The sequence below is a fragment of the Polaribacter dokdonensis genome (assembly GCF_024362345.1).
Taxonomy (GTDB): domain Bacteria; phylum Bacteroidota; class Bacteroidia; order Flavobacteriales; family Flavobacteriaceae; genus Polaribacter; species Polaribacter dokdonensis.
This window is the reverse complement of sequence record NZ_CP101505.1, coordinates 678258-704433: the sequence shown is the minus strand read 5'-3', so window position 1 is coordinate 704433 and position 26176 is coordinate 678258. Positions and strand designations below refer to the sequence as shown.

The following is a 26176-nucleotide window of genomic DNA, read 5'->3' as shown; positions in this document are numbered from 1 at the left end:
ATTACAATGATTTTAATTTGACTATAGATAATTGCTATTCATCTAACAAAAGGTTTGCTTTTGTCTTATTATTAAAAATAGAACTTCATATCAACCTTAAATTTGTAAAAAAAAATAATCTTAAAAAAAAAAACATCATGAAAGTATTAGCAATCGATGATCAGAAATTAGTTCTAATTCCATTAGAGACTAGATTAAAAGCATTAGGTTATGAAGTACAAACAGAAACTTCAGCATTAGCAGGAATATCTGCTTACAACAGTTTTAAACCAGATTTAGTAATTGTAGACATTAATATGCCTATTACTTCTGGTATAGATGTAGTAAAATACATTAGAGAAGAAAAAAAGTCAGAAACACCAATAATGGTTTTAAGTGGTAACACTTCTGATGAGATGATAGAAAAAGCATTTGATTTAGGTGCAAATGATTATATGAAAAAACCTTTAAGTTTAAGTGAGGTTTGCTCTAGAACCAAAAGATTAATTGGTGTGCCTGCACAAAAAAGTGTTAGAAAACAGTATAAAGATGTATTAATACAACAAAGATGTGTTGGTGTAGTAATACCTTGTTATAATGAAGAAGATAGATTATTAAGTAAAGAATTCTTAAACTTTATAGAAAAGAATTCTGGTTACCATTTATGTTTTGTAAACGATGGTAGTAAAGATAAAACCTTAGAAGTATTACATAACTTACAAAAAGGTAGAGAAGATTTTATTACAGTGTATGATTGTGAGAAGAATGGTGGAAAAGCAGAGGCTGTAAGATTAGGAATGTTACGCATGGCTAAAAAAGCCGATTTAGATTATATAGGGTTTTTAGATGCAGATTTATCTACAGATTTAACAGATTTCGATGATTTAGTATCAACAATTGAAAACTCAGATTATAAAATAGTAAGTGGTTCTAGAATTAGCAGAATGGGTGCTGATATTACTAAAGAATCAGCAAGAAAAATTATTAGTTTAACCATAAACTTTATCATTAGAAAAATTCTTAAAATGGATTTTAAAGACACTCAATGTGGTGCTAAAATTTTCCATAAAGATGTAATAGGTATTTCTTTTAATGAAAAGTTTGTAACTCAATGGATTTTTGATGTAGAAATCTTCAAAAGAATTACGTTACACTATGGTTTAAAGAGAGCAAAAGAAATTTTATGTGAGCAGCCATTAAAAAGATGGATTCATGCAGATGGTTCTAAACTATCTATGAAAGACTCAGTAAAAATTGTAGGTCAATTAGGCCAAATTGCTTGGACATATAGATCAAAAGGTTCTTCTTCACAGATTAATGTAAATGATAAGCATGTAGTGATAAAGGATACCAAATATCCAACCAAAATAGTTTCATAGATAAGTAGATTTTTTTTTTTTTTTTAAGTTTCAGCTTTGTGATGTCTTTATAGACTAATTCACGAAGCTGTTTTTAATTCTAAAACAATTTTCACTTCCTAAAAAGTTTGGGTCGCCAAATTCTTCAGACCAGAAGCCTTCTAAAATATCTTTATTTAAGCATTTGTAAACAACTGTTCCATAATAGGTTGTATTTTCATCACCTATATAATTAAAGTTAATAACAAGTACTTTGTTTTTGTAGAAACCAATACCAAATTGTTCTTGACTTTTATTTATAAGCCACTTTGCTATTATTTGATTGTTTTTTAAAGATAGCTTTAACGTTCCTGAATACGTAATTCCAGAATCATTTTGATTTGTACCTAAAATAGAGTAAGTGCCAACTAAATCTTCAATACCCATTTATTTACCAATACAGAAATTAGAAAATATATGGCCAAGTATGTCTTTATCTACATCATAGTCTCCTGTAATTGCTCCTAAATGACGTAAACACTCTCTAATATCTATAGAAAATAGATCTGTAGAAATTTCTAAATCAATACCTTGCTGTACACTAGAAATTGCAATTAAGGCATTGTTTAATGCTTCAAAATGACGAGAATTGGTAACTATAGTTTCATTATTACTTAAAGCACCAATGTTTACCAAAGAAGTTAATTCATTTTTAAGTTCATCTATACCCACTTTGTTTTTAGCAGAAAGAGGAATTAAATTCTCTATATCTGATTGTAAGTTTTCAATTTCTTGCTGAGGTATTAAATCAATTTTATTGGCAATAACCAACAACTTTTTATTTGGAAAACGTGTTTTGATGGTTTCAATTTCTGCTAATCTATTTTCTTTATTTTCGGTTTTAGCATCAATTAAAAATATAATCAGTTGTGCATTTTCTGCCTTTTCATAAGCTTTTTTAATACCAATATTTTCTACAATATCTTCAGTTTCTCTAATACCTGCAGTGTCTATAAATCTAAAAGCAACTCCTTCTATAATTAATTCATCTTCTATAGCATCTCTTGTTGTACCAGCAATATCAGATACTATTGCTTTTTCTTCATTAAGTAATGCATTCAATAAAGTAGATTTACCAACATTTGGTTCTCCAATTATAGCCACAGGAATTCCGTTTTTCATAGCATTACCAAATGAAAAGGAATCTATTAATCGTTTTAAAACAAAGGTGATTTTTGCAACCAATTCTTTAAACTTTGTTCTGTCTGCAAATTCAACATCCTCTCCAGAAAAATCGAGTTCTAATTCAATTAATGCAGCAAAATCTAATAATTGACCTCTAAGTTCTTTTAGCTCGTTAGAAATTCCACCTCTCATTTGCTGAATAGCCATTACATGACTGGCTTCTGAATTGGAGGCAATAACATCTGCAACAGCTTCTGCTTGAGATAAATCCATTTTTCCATTTAAGAAAGCACGCATCGTAAATTCTCCATTATCAGCCATTCTACAACCATTTTTTAGAAATAGTTGAATAATTTCTTGCTGAATATAAGTAGATCCATGGCAAGAAATTTCTACTACATTTTCACCTGTATAAGAATTTGGGTTTTTAAAAACGGAAACTAATACTTCATCTAGAATAATACCTTTATTTATAATATGACCTAAATGTATGGTATGTGTTTTTTGGTTACTTAGTTTCTTATCCTTCTTAATAGATTTAAAAAAGGTTTCTACTATAGTAATTGCGTTTTCTCCAGAAAGTCTAATCACAGAAATAGCACCAACTCCAGAAGGTGTAGCTAATGCAATTATAGTATCGTTTTTAATCATATTGCAAAAATACATAAAGAATTTATGACATAATAAAAAAGCTCAATACTTTGCAGTATTGAGCTTTTGAATAGGGTTTTCTTTTTCAATTTACATTTTACTATAGTTAGAAACTTTTACATCAATTACTTCTCCATTAGATAAAGTTAAGGTGTAGTTTCCTTCTTTCATTATGTTGTTTACTTCTTTATGCATTACTGCAGTTTTATCTGTAATTTTATTTACACTTACAGAACTATCTTCAGCATTAATTACAATACCTTCATTAGTTAAAGTAAAGTTTACATCACCTTTTACTGGTTTTGCATAATTAAATTCTACAAAGCTATCATAGGCAGCATCTGTATCATTGTCTAATCTTATTTTTTTGGTTACTTGAGCAGGCATATAAATAATTTCTTGATTTAATTTATATTTATCTGCAGGATTTAGCATTACTGGTGTATATACTTCTGTAACAACAAATTGTTTTACAAAATATCTATCTCCTTTACCATTGTTTAATTCAGTTTTTTCAAAATCAGATGTTACCCAATTGTCAGACATGTTAGGGTCTCCTTTTTGAGCAATTGCAGTTCCTGATATTAATAATCCCAATCCTAATACTGTTAATTTTAAAGTTTTCATAATGTTATTTTTTTAAAGGTTATTTTTTTGGCGCCTTCAAATTAGAAGGGTACATCTTTGTACACTACAAATATATTTCTGTTTTAAGGTTTGTATTAACTCATAAAAAAAATAGATTAACTCTTTTAAAATTAAGATGGGTAAATATTTGTATTATAAAGTGTTATGGAATTAGAAAAGGCCTAATGCTCTTGCATTAGACCCTTTCAATTTTATCTTGTGGGGTAAATTCTTACATTCTTTCGTAGTTCGATATTTTTAAATCAACTTTTTGTCCATCAGTTAATTCAATTACATAATCTCCTTCATTTTTAATTCTCTTATTTTTAATATTAGAAAACATTATCTCTGAATTCTTATCCCACATTTTTTTTACAAATAAATCGTCTTTATCTGTTAAAATGATAATACCATCTTTAGTTAAGGTAAAATCTAAATCAAAATCGTCTGATTTGTTATAGGTAAATTCTACTTCTCTATCATATAATGCATCTGCATCATAATCTAATTTAATAGTTTTTGTAATTTGCGTTGGCATGAAAATGATATCTTGATTTAACTTATATCTATCTTCTGGATCTAACATTACTGGTGTAAATACCTTTGTAATTTCTAACATTGTAATTTCATTTACATCATACTCATCAGAATCAACCTCCATTGTTACTACATCTTTAGTAACCCATTTGTCTGACATATCTAAATCTGCTTCTTGGGCAAATAAACCTGATGTTGCTAATACTAATCCTAATACTGTTAATTTTAAATTTTTCATAATTTTTTTTTAATTGTTAATACTAATACTAAACCATTTCTTACTCCTGGTTCTGGGAATTGTTTGATTTTGCAATTTGATTTTGAATATCTAATTTGTTAGAAAATTCTAATGTTCTTATAGGGAATGGAATATTAATACCTTCCTTATCAAATGCTTTTTTAATTTCTATAATTGCTTTACTTTTTGCTTTCAATTTTTCTAATGCGTTTTGAGAGTCTACCCAAAATCTACACAAAAAGTTAATTGAACTATCTGCAAATTCTGTATAGTAGAACTCTACATGTTTGTCTATTTCTTTCTGATTAAAGTTACTTGTAATAACATCTTTGGTTAAACTTTCAACCTTTTCTAAATCTGCACCATATTCTACACCACATTCAATAGATATTCTCATTTTTGTAGTCAGCGAATAATTTTTAAAAGGGCTTTCTAATATGGTTTTGTTAGGTAAAATAACCATATTATTATCAGCTTCTTTAATAACAAAGTAATTAAGGTTAATGTCTATAACCTCACCTGAATAACCATTGGTTTCTATCCAATTTCCTATACCTAAATTTTTTCTAAATGATAAAACTACACCAGATATTGTGTTAGATAAGGTTCCTTGCAAGGCCAAACCAATAACAATACCAGATACACCAGCAGCAGATACAATTGTTTTTAAAGTATCATCGAACTTTAATATGGTCATTGCAAAATACAGACCCAATAAAAAGATTAAGGCTGATGCTATTCTTGATACTAAATTTCTTACTGATTTTTGACTTATTCTACTACCTATAGCTTTATTTACAAAAGAACTTATGGCTCTTGAAGCAAAATAAGAAACAATTAAAACTATAATTGCAATAGCAATATTTGGTATGTTTTTAATAAACATATCTTTCCACAATTCTAGTTTTTCTATAATTTTATTCATCTTTTAATTTTATTCTGGTTAATTTTTATTTTACGAAACTGGTATTTAATTCGTCTTTAGTGTCTTTAGACCACGCATTTAACATCCAAGTAGATTTTTCTAACTCTCTTATATATGCACCAATCAAGTCAATAGTACCTTCGTCATTCGCTTTATTTGCTCTATCAATAATTTTAGCTAATTGTTCTAATAAAATACTATGATCGTTAATGATGTCTTTTACCATTTCTTCATCAGACAATAATGGGCTAGATTCCTTAATCTTAGAAACCTCTATATAATCTGATAATTTACTAATAGGATGATATCTTAACGTAATAATTCGTTCAGCAATTTCATCAATCTTTACTCTTGTTACATTATACATTTCTTCAAACTTATTGTGCAAATCAAAAAAGTTTTTTCCAAGAATATTCCAATGAAAATTTCTAAGTTTTTGATAGTATACATGGTAGTCTGCTAAAAGAACATTAAGTTCTGTAACCACTGGTAATACTTTATGATTGTCTAAGTTTAAATAATCCATAATTGTTTATTTTACTAACACTACAAAAGTAATAGAGAGCATTAATTTAGTTTTGCTCATATAAATTTTAGTTTTGCTCATTTAAATTTTTAATACTTTGAAAGATGCTTTTAAAGTATTGTAATTCAAATGCTATCAGAAGAAATTTTGAAAAGCAAGTGTAACATTTTATAATAATTAGCGTCAAATAATTATAAACCAAACAAAAGATGATGAAAGAAAATAAACAACTATTAGTACTAACACATTTAAGCCAATTATTAGATTTTGTATCTGGAATTGGTGGTTTTGTAGTTCCTTTAATTTTATGGTTAACTAAAAAAGATGAGGTTTACGATATGGATGAACATGGAAAAGCAATTTTAAATTTTAGAATTTCTATGTTTATTTATGTGCTTATATGTATACCTCTTATTTTATTATTAGGATTAGGTATTTTAGGATTAATTGTGCTTGGTTTTGCATATTTAATATTCCCTATTACAAATGCCATCAAAGCAAGTAATAATGAACCACCTGTTTACCCTTTTTCAATAAAATTTATAAATTAAAAAAAAAACGCCTGAAAAGGCGTTTTTTTTATATGGCTTGTTTTATAAAATCTTCATATTCATAGAAGAAAAGTTCAAACTTAGACATTTCATCTACAAAGAACTCATAACAATCTCTCCAAGTATTTTTATTGTAAATGCTAAATTTTTGCTCAAAAGGAACATAAATTCTATGGATTTGTTTGCCACTTTCTAACTCGTAAGAATTATCATAAATTACTTCTGGAATTTCATTTTCAAGTAATGTTTTTAAAGAAAGCATTTGATCAAAAAGTAATTCGTTGGCAATTTCTTCTGGATGTTCGATATCTAAACAAACCATTGCTTTTTTTCTGTCAGCCACAAACTTAAAGGCAAATCCTTTAACTTTAGTATTGTAAAGCAACCATTTTCTGGGAAACGATTTCCCAAAACTGGTCCAGAATAATTTTCGAAGTTGGGCTGCTTCTTCTTTAGAGAACATTAAATTAATTTAAATTTATCCGTGAATTTTTGCTAAATGGCCTCTTTCTTTCATCATTTCTGCTTCAAAAGCCAAAAGTGCTGCCCATTTTTTATCTACTATTTCTCTATCTTGATATTCTCTTGCAAATTGTAAGAAGGTTGTATAATGATTGGCTTCAGAAATCATTAGGTTTTTGTAAAACTTTTTTAATTCTTCATCTTCCATATTTTCAGAAAATACTTTAAAACGCTCACAACTTCTAGCCTCTATTAAAGCAGCAACCAATAAGCGTTGCACTAATGCATCTGTTCTATTTTTAGTTTTCGGAAAAAACTTTTGCAAACGAACAGCATAATCATTCTTTTGTTCTCTTCCTAAAACCATTCCTCTTTTTACCATTAATAAATGTACCATTTTAAAATGCTGCATTTCTTCTATAGCAATGTTGCTCATCTCCTTAACAAGCTCAGTTTCTTCAGAATAATTAATAATGATAGATACTGCATTAGAGGCTGCTTTTTGCTCTAAAAAAGCATGATCTGTTAATATCTGTTGCAAGTTAACTTTGGCAATTTCTGCCCAAGAAGTTTCTGTTTCAAATTGTAAGCCTAACATAATCTTTATTTAAGATTACAAAAGTAAAAAATATAAAGCCTTTATTGGCAAAAGAGACACTATCTTTGGCAAGAATTTATAAGACATCTTCATTTCAATCTACAATTACAATTATGGCAAATAACATTAAAAATCAAGAAGAAATTTTAGCAAAGCTAAATATCTATGAATTAAATGAAATGCAAAATGAAGCCATTGAGGTTATCGAAAACAATAAGAATACTGTTATACTAAGCCCAACAGGAACTGGTAAAACCTTAGCTTTTTTGTTGCCTACCTTAAAAATGATTGATGCTGATAATGATAATATTCAAGCTTTAATCTTAGTGCCTTCTAGAGAATTGGCAATACAAATTGAGCAAGTTATTAGAGAAATGGGTACAGGTTTTAAAGTAAATGCAGTTTATGGAGGAAGATCTATGGCAAAAGATAAAATAGAATTAAAACACATACCCAGTATTTTAATAGGAACTCCAGGTAGAATTTCTGATCATTTTGCAAATGATAGATTCTCTAAAGAAAGTATAAAAACTTTAATTTTTGATGAATTTGATAAATCTTTAGAAGTTGGTTTTGAGTACGAAATGAGAGGTATTATAAATCAGTTACCAAACTTAGAAAATAGAATTCTTACTTCTGCTACTCAAGAAACTGAAATTCCTGATTTTGTTGGTTTAAGAAATGCAAAAACCTTAAACTATTTAACAGGCAAAAAATCTAAAAAATTAGATATTAAAATAGTTAGTTCTAATACTAAAAATAAAAACCAAACTTTAGTTGATTTACTAAAACATATAGGAAACAATCCAGGTATTATCTTTTGTAATCTAAAAAGTACTATTGAGGAGGTAAGTGACTATCTTACAAAAAACAAATTAGCTCATAGTTGTTTTTCTGGAGGAATGGAGCAAAGAGATCGTGAGCGTTCTTTAATTAAATTCAGAAATGGAACAAGTCAAATTTTAGTAGCCACAGATTTGGCTGCAAGAGGTATAGATATTCCTGAAATTAAATATATTATTCATTATGAATTACCTCAAAGAATAGAAGAGTTTACGCATAGAAATGGAAGAACAGCAAGAGTAAATGCTAAAGGAACAGCATATGTCTTAAAATGGGCAAAAGAACAATTACCAGATTTTATTAAAGGTGCAACTAATGCCAATATTGCAAATCAAGAAAAAATAAAACCTATTTATTGGGAAACTTTATTTATTTCTGGAGGCAGAAAAGACAAAATTTCTAAAGGAGATATTGCTGGTTTATTCTTTAAAAAAGGGAATTTAACCAAAGATCAATTAGGTGTTATTGAGTTAAAACAAGATTGCGCTTTTGTTGCAATACCCGTTTCTGAATCAGCAAGATTAGTAGAAAAATTAAATAATGTTTATCTCAAAAAGAAAAAGGTAAGAGTATTTACGGTTTAAGAGGATTTTAAATCAAATAAAAAAATAAGCCATTTTATTTTTAGGATGATGAAACATTCTTAAATTTACTTCTTAATACTATTTAAACTTATATGTTAGAATTAGCAGGAATCATCATTTTAGGAATTTTAGCTCAATGGGTTGCATGGAAATTTAAAATTCCAGCAATTCTTCCATTAATCTTAATTGGTTTAATAGTTGGGCCTATTGCTGCTGAATACTTAAGTGAAGATGGTACAAAATGGATTGAACCTATTTGGAATGGAGAAAAAGGCTTATTTCCTGGTGATTATTTATATTATTTTGTCTCTTTAGCTATTAGTATAATTCTTTTTGAAGGTGGTTTAACCTTAAAAAGAAACGAAATTAAAAACGTTGGGCCTGTAATTACAAAACTAATTACCTTAGGTTCTGCTGTTACTTTCTTTGGGGCAGCAATAATTGCTCATTTTATTTTTGATTTAGGTTGGGAAATTTCTTTCCTTTTTTCAGGCTTAATCATTGTTACTGGACCAACTGTAATCACACCAATTCTAAGAAATATACCACTAAAGAAAGATATTAGCACTGTTTTAAAATGGGAAGGAATTCTCATAGACCCAATAGGAGCTTTAGTTGCTGTATTGGTTTTTGAATTTATCAGTGTTGGTGGAGAAGGAGGTTTTACAAAAACAGCTTTAATAGAATTTGGAAAGATTCTATTATTTGGTACAACCTTTGGTTTTACTTTTGCGCATGCATTAGCGTATGCAATCAACAAGAAATTAATTCCACATTATTTATTAAATGTAGTGTCACTTTCTGCAGTTTTATTAGTTTTTGTAGAATCTGAACTGTTTGCTCATGAATCTGGTTTATTAGCAGTAGTTGTAATGGGTATGGTTTTAGGAAATGGAAAGTTAAATAACATTAAAGAGTTACTTTATTTTAAAGAATCTTTAAGTGTATTACTAATTTCTATCCTTTTTATTTTATTAGCTGCTAACATAGATATGGATCAGTTATTACTCTTGTATACTTGGAAAACAGCAGCGCTTTTTGCCTTGGTTGTATTCATTGTAAGACCTTTAGCTGTATTCTTAAGTACTACCAATTCAAAATTAAAATTGAATGAAAAACTTTTTATAAGTTGGGTAGGTCCTAGAGGTATTGTTGCTGCAGGTATTGCTTCATTATTTGGAAGTAAATTATTAAAACAAGGTGTAGAAGGTGCAGAGTACATAACACCTTTAGTGTTTATGATTGTTTTAGGAACTGTATTATTAAATGCAACTACAGCAAGGTTATTTGCAAAATTAGTTGGTGTATTTTTAAAGAGCTCTAATGCAATTTTAATTGTTGGAGCATCAAACCCTTCTAGGCTAATTGCAAGTTTCTTAAAAAGTAAAGGTAAACGTGTTGTAATCATAGATTCAAATAAGAACTTTATTAAGCAAGCTTTAAATGAAGATTTAGAGGCTTTAGCTGTAAATATTTATGATGATGAATTAAGAGATAATATTGAGTTGAATGATGTTGGTTATTTAATTGCAATGACAGGTAATGATGCAGTAAATAAATATGCATTAACTAATTTTTCTACCATCTTTGGTGAGCATGGAGCTTTTAGACTAGCATCATCTTTAGAAGTGATTAATGCAACAGCAGAAGAACGCCAAAATTTCTTTACACCAAAAGATGATTACATTAACTTAAGTGAGGCATTTAGAGAAAACCCTACTATTAAAGAAATAGAAATCAATTCTGATGAAGAGTACAATAATATCTTAGAACTTTTAGCGAAAGAAGAAAAATCGATTCCATTATTTATTGAAAAGGATAAAGGTATTTATCTAATTGCTGAGTTTGAAAAAGAAGGTATTGAAAAGAAAGGTTTAACTTTCTCTTATTTAGGTAAAGAAATAGGAGATAGTTACAAAGTAAAAGCTGAGGCTGAATTATAAATCTAATTCAAAGGTTTGTCTAAGCATATCTAAAAGCGGATTTTTCTTTACTAAAATCTTGTATTTACCAACATTTCCATAGGCTTTTTTCTCTTCTATAGTTTTATCTATAACTATTTTGGTTGATAAGCCATAGTTGTTTAAGGCAGTTCTTAAATATGCTAAGAACTTGTATTTACCCTCTTTAAAATGATCTTCAATTAACGTACTTGGTAAGTTTAATTGAATTACAAAATTGGGTAATAATTTTGGTTTACTTACACCTAAAGCTGTAGCCATATTATTTTCACCTTTAGAAATCATTTTTTGGTGATATATGTTCCAATGTTTTTGTAATTCTTCTTGTGTAAAATTATCTTTAGGATGATTATCAAAATTTTCTTCTACAACCCTTTTCTTAACTTCTTTTTTCTGATGAATACTTTTTAATGATAATGAAGAAGATCTTCTTTGTACTGATTTTAAAACAGGTTTTTCCTTTACAGGTTTTGCTTTTTGTTCAGTGTTCTCAGTTTTAAGCTTATTGTTTAAAGCAGGTGCTTTAACTTCCTGTTTTTTAGGTGATAATGCTTGAAAAAATGTAGCAGGAATTATGTAGTTAGCTGACTTTTTTTTTTCTCCATCAAAAGTGATAGAGGCAATTTGCATTAAGGTTAGTTCTACCAACAATCGTTGATTTTTACTAGCTCTATAACTTAAGTCACAATCATTTGCTTTATTAATAGCCTGCATTAAAAAAGGTATATTTGCCTTAGTTGCTTGCTCCAAATATTTCTTTTTAGTAGTGTCACCAACTTCTAATAAAGCCACAGTAGCCTTATCTTTTGCTACCAATAAATCTCTAAAATGACTAGCTAAACCATTTATAAAATGGTGTCCTTCAAAACCTTTGCTTAAAATAGTATTAAAGGCATTTAAAACGTCAGGAATTTTATTCTCTAACAGTAAACTTGTCATATTAAAATACGTTTCATAATCTAAAACGTTCAAGTTTTCTGTTACAGCTTCTCTAGTTAATTCTTTACCAGAAAAACTTACAACTCTATCGAAAATTGATAAAGCATCTCTCATTGCTCCATCAGCCTTCTGAGCTATAATATGCAAAGCATCATCATCTGCTGTAATATTTTCTTTCTCACTAATTGTTTTTAAATAGTTCTTGGCATCTAAAACACCAATTCTTTTAAAATCAAAAATTTGACAACGAGATAAGATTGTAGGAATAATCTTGTGTTTCTCAGTGGTTGCTAGAATAAAAATTGCATGAGCAGGTGGTTCTTCTAGTGTTTTTAAGAAAGCATTAAAAGCAGCTTGCGAAAGCATGTGTACCTCATCAATAATATATACTTTATACTTACCAGTTTGTGGTGGTATACGTACTTGATCTGTTAAACTTCTAATATCATCTACAGAATTGTTAGAGGCAGCATCCAATTCAAAAATATTAAAAGCAAAATCTTCATCTTCTGAACTTTCTACTTCTTGCTGATTTATTTTCTTAGCTAAAATTCTTGCACAAGATGTTTTACCAACTCCTCTAGGACCTGTAAATAACAAAGCTTGTGCTAAATGATTGTTTTTAATAGCATTCTCTAACGTATTTGTTATGGCTTGTTGCCCAACAACGTCCTCGAAATTTTGAGGTCTATATTTACGTGCAGAAACTATAAAATGCTCCATGAATTAGTTTGAATTGAATAACAAAAGTAACTATCTAATCCGTTTTTTACAATAAGGTTTCTTAACAAAATGCTAAAGTTGTAAACAAACTGTATGAAGCTTTACATTCTTACGACTATTCTTGTAATTCGGTTTTGTTATCGAGTTAAAAGTTCAGAAATTTGTGCCAAGAATTTTTTTAGTTTGTTCTTGGTGCAAATTTTAATTTTAAACATATTTTAATTTTATGAAATTTTACAAAGCTTTTTTTACAATTACATTTTCTTTATTACTTTTTTCATGTTTAGGTTTTTCTAAAAAAGATGCTAAGACCAATGAAAATAATAAGATTACTAAAAATTATACACCATCTAAAGAAACCAAAGTTGCCTATTTTGCAAGTGGATGTTTTTGGTGTGTAGAGGCTATTTTTGAGAGTGTAAGAGGAGTAGAAGAGGCAGTTTCTGGTTATGCAGGAGGTCAAACAAAAAATCCTACTTATCAATCTATTGGAACAGGCAGAACAGGTCATGCAGAAACTGTTGCAGTTTATTATAACCCAGATGTGGTTTCTTTTGAGACTTTAGTAAGTGTATTTTTTGGTTCTCATAATCCTACTACTAAAGATGGTCAGCATCCAGATTATGGAACTCAATATAGGTCTATTGCTTTTTATAGTACAGATGAAGAAAAACAAATAATTGAGGCAAAGATTGATGAATTAAATAAATCTACTTATAACAATCAAATTGTGACTGAGGTTACTAAGCATACTAAGTTTTATGAGGCTGAGGAATATCATCAAGATTTTGAGAAGAGAAACCCTAATCAAGGATATGTGAAAGCAGTTTCTGTACCTAGATTAAATAAATTTAAAAAGAAGTTTCCTGAATTGTTAAAAAAAGAAAGTCACTAGATATATCTTGGCAATTATTGCTTGCTAAAAACCATGCAATGTTGCCAAGGTAAATTTCCGATATTTTTATCGAGCTTAAAACCAGCAGCTTCTAGTTCTTTAATAGCTTGCTTTTCACTCATTTTATGAATGGTTTTTATGGGTACAGAAGTATCTTCCATTCTGTATTCTATCAGATATATTTTTCCTTCTGATTTTAAAGCTTTTTTAATGGATAAAATCATTTCTTTAGGATAACTAAATTCATGATAAACATCAACCATTAAAACTTTATCGAATGTATTTTCGGGTAAGTTTACTGATTTTTCATCTCCTTGAACGAGTTCTATATTGGTGTATTTTTCAAACTTCGGATTTCTTAAAATGGCATTCAACATTTCTGGCTGAATATCTACAGCATATACATCACCTTTATAATTTAAAGACGCCATTTTAAAGACGTGATAACCTGAACCTGCACCAATATCTGCAATGACATCAGTAGCTTTTATGTTCATGTTTTTAATTAATTTAGAAGTATTTTCTTCTTTTTCACGAGAAGAACGTTCTAACCAATTAATACCTTCAAAACCCATTACATAAGCAATTTCTCTACCTAAATACCATTTTCCAATGCCATTAAAATCGCCTTTTTTGTAAGTGTAATCTCTAGATACATTCTCTTGAATTTGCCCAAAACTTGAAAAACTTCCACCAATGGATAAAAAGCAAAGTAAAGTGATTGAATAGAAGTTTTTCATGAATTTTAAATTATAATGAGTTTACAAAATCGCTAAATACTTTTTTATGTAATTCTAAATCTAAATTTGGTGATAAAGAAGCACGAACAATATAGTCTTTGTCTCCTTCCTTGGTAGTACCTTGGGTAGAAGTAGCAGGAATTGTCCAATAACAACCTTTTAATTGACCATAACTAACACAGAATTTACTTTCATTTGGAATTTCTGTAATCATTAAATTAATCAATTTTAAATTCAATTCTCTTTTATAGGCTTCTTTTTCTGCTGCTGAATTTCCTTTTGTTGGTAAATCTAGAGAGAAAACAGAAGGAGTGAAACCTTGCTCTGCTAATTCTTTAGTGACAAAATTAATTTTAGCATTTGGAAGCACAGTTTCTATAAAGGTTACAAACTCCCTAGTATTTTTATATGCATCAGATATTCTAGAAATCATACTAGGTAATTGTTCAACTAAAATATTATATTGTTGCTTTGTAGCTTCATTATCACATAGAGTTAAATGATGCTCAATTTTCTGCATTACACTTTTTGCTTTATCATTAGAAACACAATAACCAGCTGTACATTTTCCTCCACTTGGAAATTTAGAGCCACTTGCATAAGAAATACTTCTACAAGTAGATAAAATTTCTCCTTCTCCCAAAAACTGATAATTAGGGCAGAAAGTTTGGTCTAATATAAAAAGTGCATCAATAGCAACTTCTCCAGAATTAGTTTTGCGCTTTTTAGTTAAAACTGATTTTAAATCATCAAGATTTGGAACTTCAACCCTCGGATTCGTAGGAATTTCTGCGATAATATAAGGTACAGCATCTTCTTTAGCAATTTCATCTAAAATACGATCTATACTAGAAACCATATCATTTTCTCCATCTACAGGTAAATCAACAACCTCAATATTTGGGTCTAAAGCTGCAACTCTTCTTGCTTGGTCATTTGTACCTCCATAACAATTTGGAGGAACAATAAATTTTATGGCTTTATTTTTATGGTTTTGCTTGGCATCATCTACTAAGCCCATCATAATTGCATATTGAATAGACAAACCACTAGAACCAACTAAAGGCGTAGTTTTTGTACCAGTAATTTCTTTAATAATTTCCTGTACATCGTTTTTAGAATTACTATTTGTAGTAATTTTATTTTGATGAGTTTTACCTAAAAACTTGTTTAGTGCTAAAAGCGAATTTAGAGGCGTCATTGCAACACTTTCTCTTCTCCTTACATGTTGAATTTCTGAAGTATAGGCGTTGTTTTGATCTCCATTTACCAATAAAACACTACCCAAATTAGTATAAGTGTTTACAAAAAAATCTACATTTTTATTCAAATTAAATTCTCTAAATTCTTCTTTATCAGATATAAAAATGTTACTATCAGCAGATGCTTTTATCTCACTTTCATCTTGTACAAGATTAGTTGTAAAATTGTAGCCATAAACCTTTTTTAGTGTATCAAAATCAATTAAATTGTATTTTGAGCTAGTATAATAAATATTAGTATTTTTATTTTCTAATAAATTTTTTCTTAATACAGCTAGAACAGGCATTGTAACAGACGAAAAACTAATTACTTCATCTGGGTGTAAATTGTTAAACTTACTTAAAATCCATTCTAAAACACAAGATAAAGGATGCCCTAAACGTATATAATCATAAGCTGTAGGTAAATTGGCTAATGCTTCTTCAGTTGCATTATTTTTAAGGTAAAGTGCTTCAAATTGTGTTAAAAATTCACTTTTAGCAAGCGATTCATTATAAATATCAAGCCTATGTGTAGTTAAATTTACCCAATCTTTAGGCATATTATTTACAACTTGAGCTATAAATTCTTTTATATTTTGATGTGTCATAGGTTTAAAAAGCTTCTTTAGAATATGATATCTATTCTAAAATTGATATAAATGTTTTGTATACATTTTCATACAAAACTATATACTTTGTAGTCGAAAACCAACCAAAAGAATTACAAATTTAGTAATCTTTTTGCAGCATTAAATGGAGTTGTTTTTCCATTTTTAAGATTGATAATTTCTTTGCTTAACTCACTGTTTATAATTGGATTGTTGTAGAAATTATCCTTTAGTTGTTGGTTAATTGTAGAAAGTAGCCAAAACGTATTTTGCTCGTTTCTTTTTTCGGTAAAATAATTATTGCTTTTAGTAATTTGTAAATACTCAGCAATCATTTCATCTACCTTATCTATGTTTAAATTTTGCAAAGCACTTGCTGTTAAAACCTTAGGTTGCCATTTACTATTTTTTAAAGGATATAAATGTAAAGCTCTATTAAATTCAACTTTAGCAATTTTGGCATTTTTAACATTATCACCATCAGCCTTATTAATAACAATGGCATCTGCCATTTCTATAATTCCTCTTTTTATTCCTTGTAATTCATCTCCTGCACCAGCTAATTTTAGTAATAAGAAGAAATCTACCATAGAATGAACCACAGTTTCTGATTGGCCAACACCAACAGTTTCAATAATAATCGTATTAAAACCAGCTGCTTCGCATAAAATTATAGATTCTCTTGTTTTTTGTGCAACACCTCCCAAAGAAGTTCCTGAAGGTGAAGGTCTAATAAACGCATTTTCATCTGTAACCAATTGTTCCATTCTAGTTTTATCACCCAAAATAGAGCCTTTATTTACAGAACTACTGGGGTCTACAGCCAAAACAGCAACTTTATTTCCCTTACTTGTTAAATGCTTGCCAAAAGCTTCTATAAATGTACTTTTACCAACACCTGGCACACCTGTAATTCCTATTCTTACAGAATTATTGGCATAGGGTAAACACCTTTCTAGAATTTCGTTTGCTTTTTTTTGATGCTTAACATTTGTGCTTTCTACTAATGTAATGGCTCTACTTAAGAAAGTTATATTTCCTTGTAGAATTTGAGTAACATACTCATCAACAGAATTTCTTTTAGCTCTATTGATTTTTATTTTTTCTGCACTAGAAATATTGGTAGTTTCTGGCTTAGAAACTCCGTCTTTTTCATGTAATGCAGATTGTTTTTTATTCATTGTAAAAGTTAATATGTAAATTTAAAGATAAATTTTAGAACGTTTTGCAACATCCTTAAAAATGTATCGTCTTTAGAATAAGAATGATTTAATGAAACCAACCAAACAATTACATCAAACTATAATAGATCAATGCAAATGCAATGATGCAAAAGCGCAAATGCAATTGTATAATTTGTATTCAAAAGGCATGTTTGTGGTAGCTGTTAGGTATATGAAAGATAAATGCCTGGCAGAAGATGTTATGCAAGACGCTTTTATTAAAGCTTTTAAAAATATTGAAAGCTATAAAAATGAAGTAACTTTTGGAGCTTGGTTAAAGAGAATTGTTATTAATCAATGTATAGATTGTTTAAAACGTAAAAAATTAGAATTAGTTTCTATAAATGAGGAGTTTACAGGAAATATAGAAAGTGAGAATTGGAACTTTGAAAGTGATGTTTGTATTGATTTAATTGTAACTAAGATAAACGAGTTAAAAGAGAAATACAGATTAGTACTCTCTTTGTATTTGCTCGAAGGTTATGATCATCAAGAAATTTCTCAAGTTTTAAATATTAGTGAAAATACGTCTAGAACACATCTGTTAAGAGGTAAAAGAATTTTAAGAGAAGAACTAAAAAGTACGAGTTATGCAGCAAGATATTAGAGATAAGTTTAAGAATTATAAGGAAGAAAATGTGGAGTTGTCTAAGAATCATTCCATAAAATTTGAGGCACTTCTTCAACAAGAGTTACATCAAAATAAACCTAAGAAGAATTATATTAAATGGTTGTCTGTTGCAGCATCTGTAATGCTATTGGTAAGTATTGGTATACAGTTTTATCCTAATAAAACATCTGAACCAATAATTACAAAGAATGATAATGACACAACAACAAAACAAATTACACTAGGTAATATATCACCAGAATTTAATACCATAGAAACATACTACACCAATAGTATAAACTTAGAAATTAGTCAGTTAGATTTATCAGATGAAAATAAAGAATTGGTAGATAGTTATTTATTAAAAATAGCAGAGTTAACAAAAGAGTATAAGAATTTAACCCAAGAGCTCAATACAAAAGGGGTTAATGACGCAACTATAGATGCATTAATTCGTAATTTACAATTACGCCTACAGCTTTTACAACGTTTAAAGAAGCAGTTAAATGAATTTAAAAATTTAAACACAAAACAAAATGAACTACAAATCATATAAATTATACTTAACCTTATTAAGCCTTGTCTTTATAAGTAAATTATCAGCCCAAAAGTTCGATAAGAAGTATCAAGAAAATTTTAAAACAAATAAAGATGTAGAAGTAATTATAGATGCTACTAATACAGACATTAATGTCACAACCTGGAACAAAAATGAAGTGCAAATTAATGCATACATAGAAGTTGAAGGAGTTTCAAAAGAAGAGGCCCAAAAGTATTTTGATAACTGGGAATTTGAAGCATTAAGCAACAAACGTAAGGTAAATATTCAGTCTTTAGATAATTTAAAAAAAGGCTTTAAAAACAATTTTGTATTTTTTGATAATATGGATTTCGATTTTGAAATGCCAGATATCGATTTCTCAAGTTTTGAAACGATTGTGTTACCAGAAATGAATTTTGATTTCGACTTTAATTTTGATAATATCCTTATTGATATTGATGAAAATATGGGTAAAAATGGAAAATATGATTTCAGATGGAAAGATGATGATCATGATATTGTGATTACCTCTAAAGAAGAGTGGGAAGCCTTTAAAAAGACAAAAGAATATAAAAGTCTGAAAGAAAAGCTAAAGATTGATAAAGAGAAGATTCGTAAAGAAATAGCAGAATCTAAAGAGCAGCTAAAAATTGAAATGAAGAAAGCAAAAGAGGACTATGAAAAAATTGACAAAGAGCAAATTAAGAACGAATTAGCAAAAGCTAAAGCTGAATTAAAAAAGTTAAAACTAAACTTTAATTCAGATAAGAATGAGATAATCATTAATGGTAAAACTGTAAAAATTACAAAACGATTAGAAATTAAAGTTCCTAAAAAAGCTACTTTTAATTTAAATACTCGTCATTGTAAAGTAAAGTTACCAAATACAGTAGCTGTAGGAAATGTAAAATACGGAACTTTTATTGCAGATAATTTAATTGATGGAAAATTAGAAATCGATTATTCTAAAGTTACCATTAACGACTTAAATGCTTGTACTTTATTTTTAAACAACGTAACTGATGCTAAAATAGCATCAGTTACTAATACAACAATGTCTAATAATTCTTCTAGTGTTAATGTGGCAAATATTAACGAAGATGTAATAGTTATAGATAAATTCGGTCTTTTTACTGTAGAAAATTTTAAACCAAATTTTGCTAATTTTAGTATTACTTTAAGTCAATCTGAAGCTATATTGTATTTAAATGATGTGCCAAGTAAATTTAAATATCAAGTAAACAAAGTAAAATTAGATAATAAAGCTGCCAAAAACCCATTAAATGCTTCAACTACAAACATCATTAAAGTAAATGGTGATTATAGTACAATTACCATAAAATAAACTCCTCTTTTAGAAAACTTCTAACAAATTCCATTTCGCTATTCTTCTCAAAGTGCCTATCTTTATGCCCTATAAATAGTCACTTATTTTAATGGAACTTTATAAAGAAAATCAGCTAAAAATATACAATTCTCTATCTAAATCTAAAGAGGATTTTAAACCAATTACAGAAGGTTATGTAGGCATGTATGTCTGTGGACCAACAGTTTATAGTAATGCACATTTAGGTAACGTAAGAACATTTATGTTTTTTGATGTTGTATATCGTTATTTACTACATTTAGGTTATAAAGTTCGTTATGTACGTAATATTACAGATGCAGGACATTTAGAAAATGATGCTGAAGAAGGTGAAGATAAAATCACTAAAAAAGCACGTTTAGAAGAAATAGAACCAATGGAGGTTGTACAAAAATATACTGTAGACTTTCATAACGTCTTAGAAAATTACAATTTCTTACCACCAAGTATAGAGCCTACAGCAACAGGTCATATTGTAGAGCAAATAGAAATGATTAAAGAAATCATAGAAAAAGGCTTTGCTTACGAAGTAAATGGTTCTGTGTATTTTGATGTACACGAATACAATAAAAAAGAAAATTACGGAATTCTTTCTGGTAGAAAAGTAGAAGATCTAATACACAATACTAGAACTTTAGATGGGCAGTCAGATAAGAAGAACCCACAAGATTTTGCGCTTTGGAAAAAAGCTGATGACAGACATATTATGAGGTGGCCTTCACCTTGGAGCGATGGTTTTCCTGGTTGGCATTTAGAATGTTCTGTAATGAGTACAAAATATTTGGGCGAAAGTTTTGATATTCATGGAGGAGGAATGGATTTAAAGTTTCCTCATCATGAGTGTGAAATTGCACAATCTAAAACGTGTTCAGGTGTAAAACCTGTAAACTATTGGATGCATACAAATATGCTTTCTTTAAATGGTCAAAGAATGGCCAAATCAACAGGAAATTATATTTTGCCTAATCAAATCTTAACAGGTGAGAATACTATTTTACCAAAAGCATTTTCTGCTTCTGTAGTGCGTTTCTTTAATATGCAAGCCAATTATAGAAGTATTTTAGATTTTTCTGGAGATGCTTTAGAAGCTTCTGAAAAAGGACACTCTAAATTAATGGAAGCAGTTGCTTATTTAGATAAAATTGATGCTGGTGATTCATCTTCATTTGATGTAGAAAGTTGGAAGAATGATTGTTATGCTGCAATGAATGACGATTTTAATACACCTATTTTAATTTCGCATCTGTTTGAAGCAGTAAAATTAATTAATCAAATAAAAGAAGGTAAAGGTTGTTTAACTGAAACTGATTTAGACTTATTAAAAAATACTATAAATGCATTTGTTTTTGATGTTTTAGGTTTAATGAGCGAAGATTCTCAAGACAATACAGATAAAATTAAAGGTGTTGTAGAATTGTTGATTAAATTAAGAAAAGAAGCAAGAGAGAATAAAGACTGGGCTTTATCTGACCAAATTAGAGATGAATTGGTTGAGTTAGGTATTCAGTTAAAAGATGGTAAAGAAGGCACAACCTTTTCTATCAATTAAATACAATCGTGGTTTTAAAGCACGATTTTTATATCAATAGTTGAAAAAAATACTTTCATACCCATTTATATTGCTTGTTCGTTTTTATCAAACAGCAATTTCACCATTTACACCAGCAACTTGTAGGTATAATCCTACTTGTTCTCATTATACGATAGAAGCTTTGCAAAAACATGGTTTGTTTTCTGGAGGTTGGTTATCTTTGAAACGTATTTTTAGTTGTCATCCTTGGGGAGGTTCAGGTTATGATCCTGTTCCAGATCAATTAGATGAAAAATAATTTTTACATTTAAATAAAATATTAAAACATATATGAATTTTTTAGCAATTACTTGGGATCCATCTTTAGGAATACCTATTGGAGACTTTACTATTCGTTGGTACAGCTTAATGTTTGTAGCTTCGTTTTTGTTGGGTTTACATCTAATGAAGAAAATTTATATAAAAGATAATATTCCTGCAGAAAAGTTAGATACGCTATTTATGTATGTCTTTGTATCTATGTTAATAGGTATGCGTTTAGGAGATGTGTTTTTTTATAGTTGGGATTATTATCAAGACCATTTACTAGAAATTATTATTCCATTTAAGCAAGTAAATGGAACTTGGAAATTTACAGGTTTTACAGGATTTGCAAGTCATGGAGCTGCAATTTCTATAATTTTAGCTATGTATTTTTACGCTAAAAAACATTTAGAAAAGCCTTGGTTATTTATTTTAGATAGATTAGCAATAATGGTTGCTCTAGCAGGTTTCTTTATTAGAACAGGTAACTTTTTTAACTCAGAGATTTATGGAAAAGCCACAAATTCTGATTTTGGTGTAATCTTTAAAGCCAATGGAGAAGACTTTGCAAGGCATCCAACTCAATTATATGAAGCTTTTAGTTACTTAATTCTTTTCTTTGCAATGTGGTATTTGTATTGGAAAACTGATAAGAAAAATCAAACAGGATTTCTATTTGGTTTGTTTATGGCAGTTTTATGGTCATTACGTTTTTTTATAGAATTTTTGAAAGAAGCACAAGTAGATGGAAGAGAAGATTGGGTATTCAACTCTTTAAATACAGGCCAGGTTTTAAGTATACCTTTGGTATTAATTGGTATTTGGCTAATGATTAGAAAAACTAAAAATACAGCAACAGAAGGGTAATGGAAAAATTAAAAGAAAGATGGGGAATAGAAAGTAATTGGTCTATTCTAGCTATTTTAATTGTTTTTGCAATAAATGGTTCATTTGCTGCTTGGGTGGCAAAACCAGTAACCAATTTTTTAGGTTTAGATTCTGAAACTATTTCTGCTTGGATTTATTGGCCACTTAGAATTTTATTGATATTTCCTATATATCAACTTACATTACCAATTGTAGGTTGGCTTTTTGGGCAATTCAAGTTCTTTTGGGCTTTTGAGAAAAAGTTTTTATCTAGATTGGGTTTAGGTTTTCTTTTTAAGCAAGAAGATTAAATATCTATAATTACAGTTTCTTCGTTTTTATCTTCTTTCTTAATTACGTATTTGTAAAACCAAATAATAGTAAATGTTGGTATTACATCAGAAAACGGAATTATTTCCTCTAAGAAACTAATAACACCAGCAGCTTTACCTAAATTTCCTTTGTACATTCTAGTCATTAAATAACCAGATATTGGTGCCCAGATTAAATCAAAAGGAAGTATAGTAGCCATACCTATTGCATCAAATATGATACTTAAAATTAATTTTTTATATTTTTTGTTCATACCTTGTTATATTCAAAATTCTTGCCAAAATTAATTTTGTTCAAAATGGCACATTTGTTAAAAGTAATTAATCATAATGGATTTTAAAAAATTTACAAATCAAATAACTGAATTGAAAAAAATAGAATTGGGTGGTTTAGAAGCACAATTCAAACTAGCACCAAAGCTTAGATTACGCTATGATAAGCAAAAAATACAAGCAAATAACCCCAAAAAAGCAGCTGTTTTAGCATTATTTTATCCTAATAAAAAAAATGAAACTTCTATTTTATTAACACAAAGAGCCAGTTATAAAGGCACACATTCAGCGCAAATAAGTTTTCCTGGTGGCAAGGTTGAAGAAACCGATCAGAATTTACAAGAAACTGCTTTAAGAGAAGCGTTTGAGGAGGTAGGTATTTATAAAGATGATGTAACTATTATTCGTGAAATGACAGATGTTTATATTCCACCAAGTAATTTCTTGGCAACACCTTTTATTGCTTATTCAAATGCAGAGCCAAAATTTTTAATTAATCATGAAGTAGATAGTACTATAGAAATTACTGTAAATGACTTATTGTCAGAAAGCAGTATTACTTCCATAACTATGAATACTTCTTATATGGACAATATTGATGTACCTGCTTTTTCCATAAATAATAAGATAATTTGGGGTGCAACAGGTATGATGTTATCAGAAATTAAAGATTTACTAAAAACTATCTATTAATTATTAGTTTTGTAGATTTGTTCAACGTTAAAAACATAGCTTAAATGCCATTATTTAAAAGAAATCCTTTTGGTCATCTTTTATTCATAAAAAAAATGATTATTCGAATTTTTGGTATCATTTCTCATGGAAGATATCGTAAATTTAATAATCTATCTATAGAAGGTTCAGAAATCTTGAGAAACTTACCAGAGAAGAATGTACTCTTTATTTCTAATCATCAAACCTATTTCGCAGATGTTGCTGCTATGTTTCATGTATTTAACGCTTCTTTAAGTGGTAGAGAAGATTCAATTAAAAATATTGGGTATATCTGGCATCCAAAATTAAATATTTATTTCGTTGCTGCAGGTGAAACTATGAAATCTGGAATTTTACCAAAACTATTTGCTTATGCAGGGTCAGTTTCTATTGATAGAACATGGAGAAGTGCAGGTAAAGATGTTAAAAGGCAAGTAAAAAACTCAGACATATCTAATATTGGTAAAGCCATAGAGGATGGCTGGGTTATTACATTTCCTCAAGGAACAACAACGCCTTTTAAACCAATTAGAAGAGGAACAGCACATATTATTAAGACGTTTAAACCTGTTGTAGTACCTATTGTTATAGACGGTTTTCGAAGATCTTTTGATAAAAAAGGACTAAATATTAAAAGAAAGAACGTTTTACAATCTATGGTAATTAAAGAGCCATTAGAAATTGATTATGATAATGAAGATATTGCAGATATTGTTACTAAGATTGAGTATGCAATAGAGCAACATCCTTCGTTTTTAAAGGTACTTTCTCCAGAAGAAGCAGAAGAATATTTAAAGACAGAAGAAGAGTTAAACAAGAAAAGAACTTTTTGGAAATCGTAACTTTTTAAATAGTATATATAAAAAAAGCTCCACAATTTGTGGAGCTTTTTTATGCGCAAAATCTTTGGTTATTTGGCAGGTAATATTTTACCTATACACTCACCAAAACCAATTCTTACTTTATCATTTTTACAATGAGCTCTCATTATTACAGTATCATTGTCGTTTATAAATTTACGAGTAGAGCCATCTTTTAAAGTGATTGGGTTTTGACCTTTCCAGGTCAGCTCTAACATAGAACCAAAACTATCTTTGGTTGGTCCAGAAATAGTTCCAGAACCCATCATATCTCCAGCTTCAACTGGGCAACCATTTACTGTGTGATGTGCCAATTGCTGAGCCATGGTCCAATACATATATTTAAAGTTAGAATTTGCAACTACAGTTTCTTCACCATTTTCTGGTTGAATACCAACTTGTAAATGAATATCATAACTTCCTTTTCCTTCTTGTTTTAAATAAGGTAAGGGTTCTTGAACTTGTTTTGGGTTGTCTGTTCTAAAAGGCTCTAAAGCATCTAAAGTAACAATCCAAGGTGATATTGTAGAAGCAAAGTTTTTACCTAAAAATGGCCCTAAAGGAACATACTCCCAAGCTTGAATATCTCTAGCAGACCAATCATTAAATTGTACCAAACCAAATATATATTCTTCTGCTTCTTCAATAGGAATTCTATCTCCTAAAACATTGGCATCTGTTGTAATAAAAGCCATTTCTAATTCAAAATCTACTAATTTAGATGGGCCAAACCCTGGTGTTTTTGTGCCTTCTGCAGGTTTTGTTTGTCCATAAGGTCTTCTTATTGGAGTTCCAGATGGTATAATAGACGAACTACGTCCATGATAACCAATAGGTATATGTAACCAATTTGGTAACAAAGCATTTTCTGGATCCCTAAACAGAGAACCTACATTTGTTGCATGTTCTTTACTTGCATAAAAATCTGTATAATCTCCAACAGAAACAGGTAAAAGCATTTCTACTTCATCCATCCTAAAGATGATTTTATCTTTATGATCTGCATTATCTCTTAAAGAACCATTAGTAACATCAAAAACTTCTGCAATTCTATTACGAACTAATCTCCAAGTTTTACGACCATCAGCAATAAAATCATTTAAATTATCTTGCAAGAACATATCATCTGTTAATGGTATACCTTCAAAATAACCCAATTGATGAAATGCACCTAAATCTATTGCAAAGTCACCAATTCTACTTCCAATTGTAATAATATCATCTCTTGTAATAAAAACACCAAAAGGAATATTCTGAATAGGGAAATCTGAATTTTCCTCTACTTTTAACCAAGATTTTCTTTTTGGATTATTTGCAGTTATAATCATCTTTAATTATTTTTCGTTTATTCAAACCTACATAATTTTTTATCATTTTAAAACAAAATTTCTATTAAAAATGTA

General features: G+C 29.0%; 28 protein-coding genes. 14 read left to right on the top strand and 14 right to left on the bottom strand.

What is annotated here, in order from left to right; all coding sequences use genetic code 11:
- The first annotated feature begins 137 nt into the window (after positions 1-137).
- Positions 138-1358 (top strand): response regulator, encoded by a 1221-nt coding sequence (locus LPB302_RS03340; protein ID WP_053974920.1) that lies wholly within the window; start codon positions 138-140, stop codon positions 1356-1358.
- 54 nt (positions 1359-1412) lie between these two features.
- On the opposite strand, the gene LPB302_RS03335 is transcribed toward LPB302_RS03340, so the two are convergent.
- The 6 genes from LPB302_RS03335 to LPB302_RS03310 all read right to left on the bottom strand — a co-directional run bounded on the left by LPB302_RS03335 (position 1413) and on the right by LPB302_RS03310 (position 6005).
- Entirely contained in the window at positions 1413-1763 is a 351-nt protein-coding gene (locus tag LPB302_RS03335) for a hypothetical protein (protein ID WP_053974919.1), read from the bottom strand.
- A complete protein-coding gene (mnmE, locus tag LPB302_RS03330; RefSeq protein WP_053974918.1) occupies positions 1764-3152 on the bottom strand; it encodes a tRNA uridine-5-carboxymethylaminomethyl(34) synthesis GTPase MnmE in 1389 nt (462 codons plus the stop codon).
- Positions 3153-3242: 90 nt separating this feature from the next.
- A complete protein-coding gene (locus LPB302_RS03325) occupies positions 3243-3779 on the bottom strand; it encodes a hypothetical protein (protein ID WP_053974917.1) in 537 nt (178 codons plus the stop codon).
- 232 nt (positions 3780-4011) lie between these two features.
- Complete coding sequence (locus LPB302_RS03320; protein WP_053974916.1) at positions 4012-4554, bottom strand: hypothetical protein; 543 nt, start codon at positions 4552-4554, stop codon at positions 4012-4014.
- A 40-nt stretch (positions 4555-4594) separates the two neighbouring features.
- Positions 4595-5479, bottom strand: coding sequence for a mechanosensitive ion channel family protein (locus tag LPB302_RS03315; RefSeq protein WP_053974915.1), 885 nt, complete (start codon positions 5477-5479; stop codon positions 4595-4597).
- 25 nt (positions 5480-5504) lie between these two features.
- Positions 5505-6005 (bottom strand): Dps family protein, encoded by a 501-nt coding sequence (locus LPB302_RS03310; protein WP_053974914.1) that lies wholly within the window; start codon positions 6003-6005, stop codon positions 5505-5507.
- 212 nt (positions 6006-6217) lie between these two features.
- Here LPB302_RS03310 and LPB302_RS03305 point away from each other — a divergent pair, with 212 nt between their 5' ends.
- Positions 6218-6556 (top strand): DUF4870 domain-containing protein, encoded by a 339-nt coding sequence (locus LPB302_RS03305; RefSeq protein ID WP_053975364.1) that lies wholly within the window; start codon positions 6218-6220, stop codon positions 6554-6556.
- 28 nt (positions 6557-6584) lie between these two features.
- On the opposite strand, the gene LPB302_RS03300 is transcribed toward LPB302_RS03305, so the two are convergent.
- A complete protein-coding gene (locus tag LPB302_RS03300; RefSeq protein WP_053974913.1) occupies positions 6585-7019 on the bottom strand; it encodes a DUF4268 domain-containing protein in 435 nt (144 codons plus the stop codon).
- A 15-nt stretch (positions 7020-7034) separates the two neighbouring features.
- Complete coding sequence (locus LPB302_RS03295; RefSeq protein WP_053974912.1) at positions 7035-7616, bottom strand: MiaE family protein; 582 nt, start codon at positions 7614-7616, stop codon at positions 7035-7037.
- 113 nt (positions 7617-7729) lie between these two features.
- Between LPB302_RS03295 and LPB302_RS03290 the strand changes: the two genes are divergently transcribed.
- A complete protein-coding gene (locus LPB302_RS03290) occupies positions 7730-9043 on the top strand; it encodes a DEAD/DEAH box helicase (protein ID WP_053975363.1) in 1314 nt (437 codons plus the stop codon).
- A gap of 92 nt (positions 9044-9135) precedes the next feature.
- Positions 9136-10986, top strand: coding sequence for a cation:proton antiporter (locus LPB302_RS03285; protein ID WP_053974911.1), 1851 nt, complete (start codon positions 9136-9138; stop codon positions 10984-10986).
- Here the strand turns inward: LPB302_RS03285 and dnaX are convergent.
- Positions 10981-12666 (bottom strand): DNA polymerase III subunit gamma/tau, encoded by a 1686-nt coding sequence (gene dnaX, locus LPB302_RS03280; protein ID WP_053974910.1) that lies wholly within the window; start codon positions 12664-12666, stop codon positions 10981-10983. The genes LPB302_RS03285 and dnaX overlap by 6 nt on opposite strands.
- 226 nt (positions 12667-12892) lie before the next feature.
- Here dnaX and msrA point away from each other — a divergent pair, with 226 nt between their 5' ends.
- Positions 12893-13561, top strand: coding sequence for a peptide-methionine (S)-S-oxide reductase MsrA (gene msrA / locus LPB302_RS03275; protein ID WP_053974909.1), 669 nt, complete (start codon positions 12893-12895; stop codon positions 13559-13561).
- 14 nt (positions 13562-13575) lie between these two features.
- On the opposite strand, the gene LPB302_RS03270 is transcribed toward msrA, so the two are convergent.
- The 3 genes from LPB302_RS03270 to meaB all read right to left on the bottom strand — a co-directional run bounded on the left by LPB302_RS03270 (position 13576) and on the right by meaB (position 17334).
- The gene (locus LPB302_RS03270; RefSeq protein ID WP_053974908.1) at positions 13576-14301 is read right to left on the bottom strand and encodes a class I SAM-dependent methyltransferase; all 726 of its coding nucleotides are present in this window, start codon (positions 14299-14301) and stop codon (positions 13576-13578) included.
- Positions 14302-14311: 10 nt separating this feature from the next.
- Complete coding sequence (locus LPB302_RS03265) at positions 14312-16153, bottom strand: PLP-dependent aminotransferase family protein (protein WP_053974907.1); 1842 nt, start codon at positions 16151-16153, stop codon at positions 14312-14314.
- Between the two features lie 113 nt (positions 16154-16266).
- Entirely contained in the window at positions 16267-17334 is a 1068-nt protein-coding gene (gene meaB, locus LPB302_RS03260) for a methylmalonyl Co-A mutase-associated GTPase MeaB (RefSeq protein ID WP_053974906.1), read from the bottom strand.
- Between the two features lie 91 nt (positions 17335-17425).
- Here meaB and LPB302_RS03255 point away from each other — a divergent pair, with 91 nt between their 5' ends.
- The 7 genes from LPB302_RS03255 (at position 17426) to LPB302_RS03225 (ending at position 22905) form a co-directional block, all read left to right on the top strand.
- Positions 17426-17983, top strand: a complete 558-nt coding sequence (locus LPB302_RS03255) for an RNA polymerase sigma factor (RefSeq protein WP_053974905.1) — start codon at positions 17426-17428, stop codon at positions 17981-17983.
- Positions 17967-18542, top strand: coding sequence for a hypothetical protein (locus tag LPB302_RS03250; protein ID WP_053974904.1), 576 nt, complete (start codon positions 17967-17969; stop codon positions 18540-18542). The genes LPB302_RS03255 and LPB302_RS03250 overlap by 17 nt, the downstream gene beginning before the upstream one ends.
- Positions 18523-19872 carry a hypothetical protein gene (locus tag LPB302_RS03245; protein ID WP_053974903.1) on the top strand — a complete coding sequence of 450 codons (1350 nt, stop codon included), beginning with the start codon at positions 18523-18525 and terminating at the stop codon, positions 19870-19872. Before LPB302_RS03250 ends, LPB302_RS03245 begins: the two co-directional genes overlap by 20 nt.
- Before the next feature lie 91 nt (positions 19873-19963).
- Positions 19964-21442 carry a cysteine--tRNA ligase gene (gene cysS / locus LPB302_RS03240; protein ID WP_053974902.1) on the top strand — a complete coding sequence of 493 codons (1479 nt, stop codon included), beginning with the start codon at positions 19964-19966 and terminating at the stop codon, positions 21440-21442.
- A gap of 40 nt (positions 21443-21482) precedes the next feature.
- Positions 21483-21722: a membrane protein insertion efficiency factor YidD gene (gene yidD, locus LPB302_RS03235; protein ID WP_053974901.1), complete on the top strand. Its 240-nt coding sequence runs from the start codon at positions 21483-21485 to the stop codon at positions 21720-21722.
- A gap of 32 nt (positions 21723-21754) precedes the next feature.
- The gene (gene lgt, locus LPB302_RS03230; protein ID WP_053974900.1) at positions 21755-22594 is read left to right on the top strand and encodes a prolipoprotein diacylglyceryl transferase; all 840 of its coding nucleotides are present in this window, start codon (positions 21755-21757) and stop codon (positions 22592-22594) included.
- The gene (locus LPB302_RS03225; protein WP_053974899.1) at positions 22594-22905 is read left to right on the top strand and encodes a DUF6787 family protein; all 312 of its coding nucleotides are present in this window, start codon (positions 22594-22596) and stop codon (positions 22903-22905) included. Before lgt ends, LPB302_RS03225 begins: the two co-directional genes overlap by 1 nt.
- Here LPB302_RS03225 and LPB302_RS03220 read toward each other — a convergent pair.
- The gene (locus tag LPB302_RS03220) at positions 22902-23180 is read right to left on the bottom strand and encodes a hypothetical protein (protein ID WP_053974898.1); all 279 of its coding nucleotides are present in this window, start codon (positions 23178-23180) and stop codon (positions 22902-22904) included. The genes LPB302_RS03225 and LPB302_RS03220 overlap by 4 nt on opposite strands.
- Before the next feature lie 76 nt (positions 23181-23256).
- Between LPB302_RS03220 and LPB302_RS03215 the strand changes: the two genes are divergently transcribed.
- Both LPB302_RS03215 and LPB302_RS03210 read left to right on the top strand, forming a co-directional pair.
- Entirely contained in the window at positions 23257-23892 is a 636-nt protein-coding gene (locus LPB302_RS03215) for an NUDIX hydrolase (RefSeq protein WP_053974897.1), read from the top strand.
- A gap of 44 nt (positions 23893-23936) precedes the next feature.
- Positions 23937-24755: a lysophospholipid acyltransferase family protein gene (locus tag LPB302_RS03210; RefSeq protein ID WP_053974896.1), complete on the top strand. Its 819-nt coding sequence runs from the start codon at positions 23937-23939 to the stop codon at positions 24753-24755.
- A gap of 68 nt (positions 24756-24823) precedes the next feature.
- Here LPB302_RS03210 and fahA read toward each other — a convergent pair whose 3' ends face one another.
- On the bottom strand, positions 24824-26101 hold the full coding sequence (fahA, locus tag LPB302_RS03205) for a fumarylacetoacetase (protein ID WP_053974895.1): 1278 nt from the start codon (positions 26099-26101) through the stop codon (positions 24824-24826).
- Positions 26102-26176: the final 75 nt, after the last annotated feature.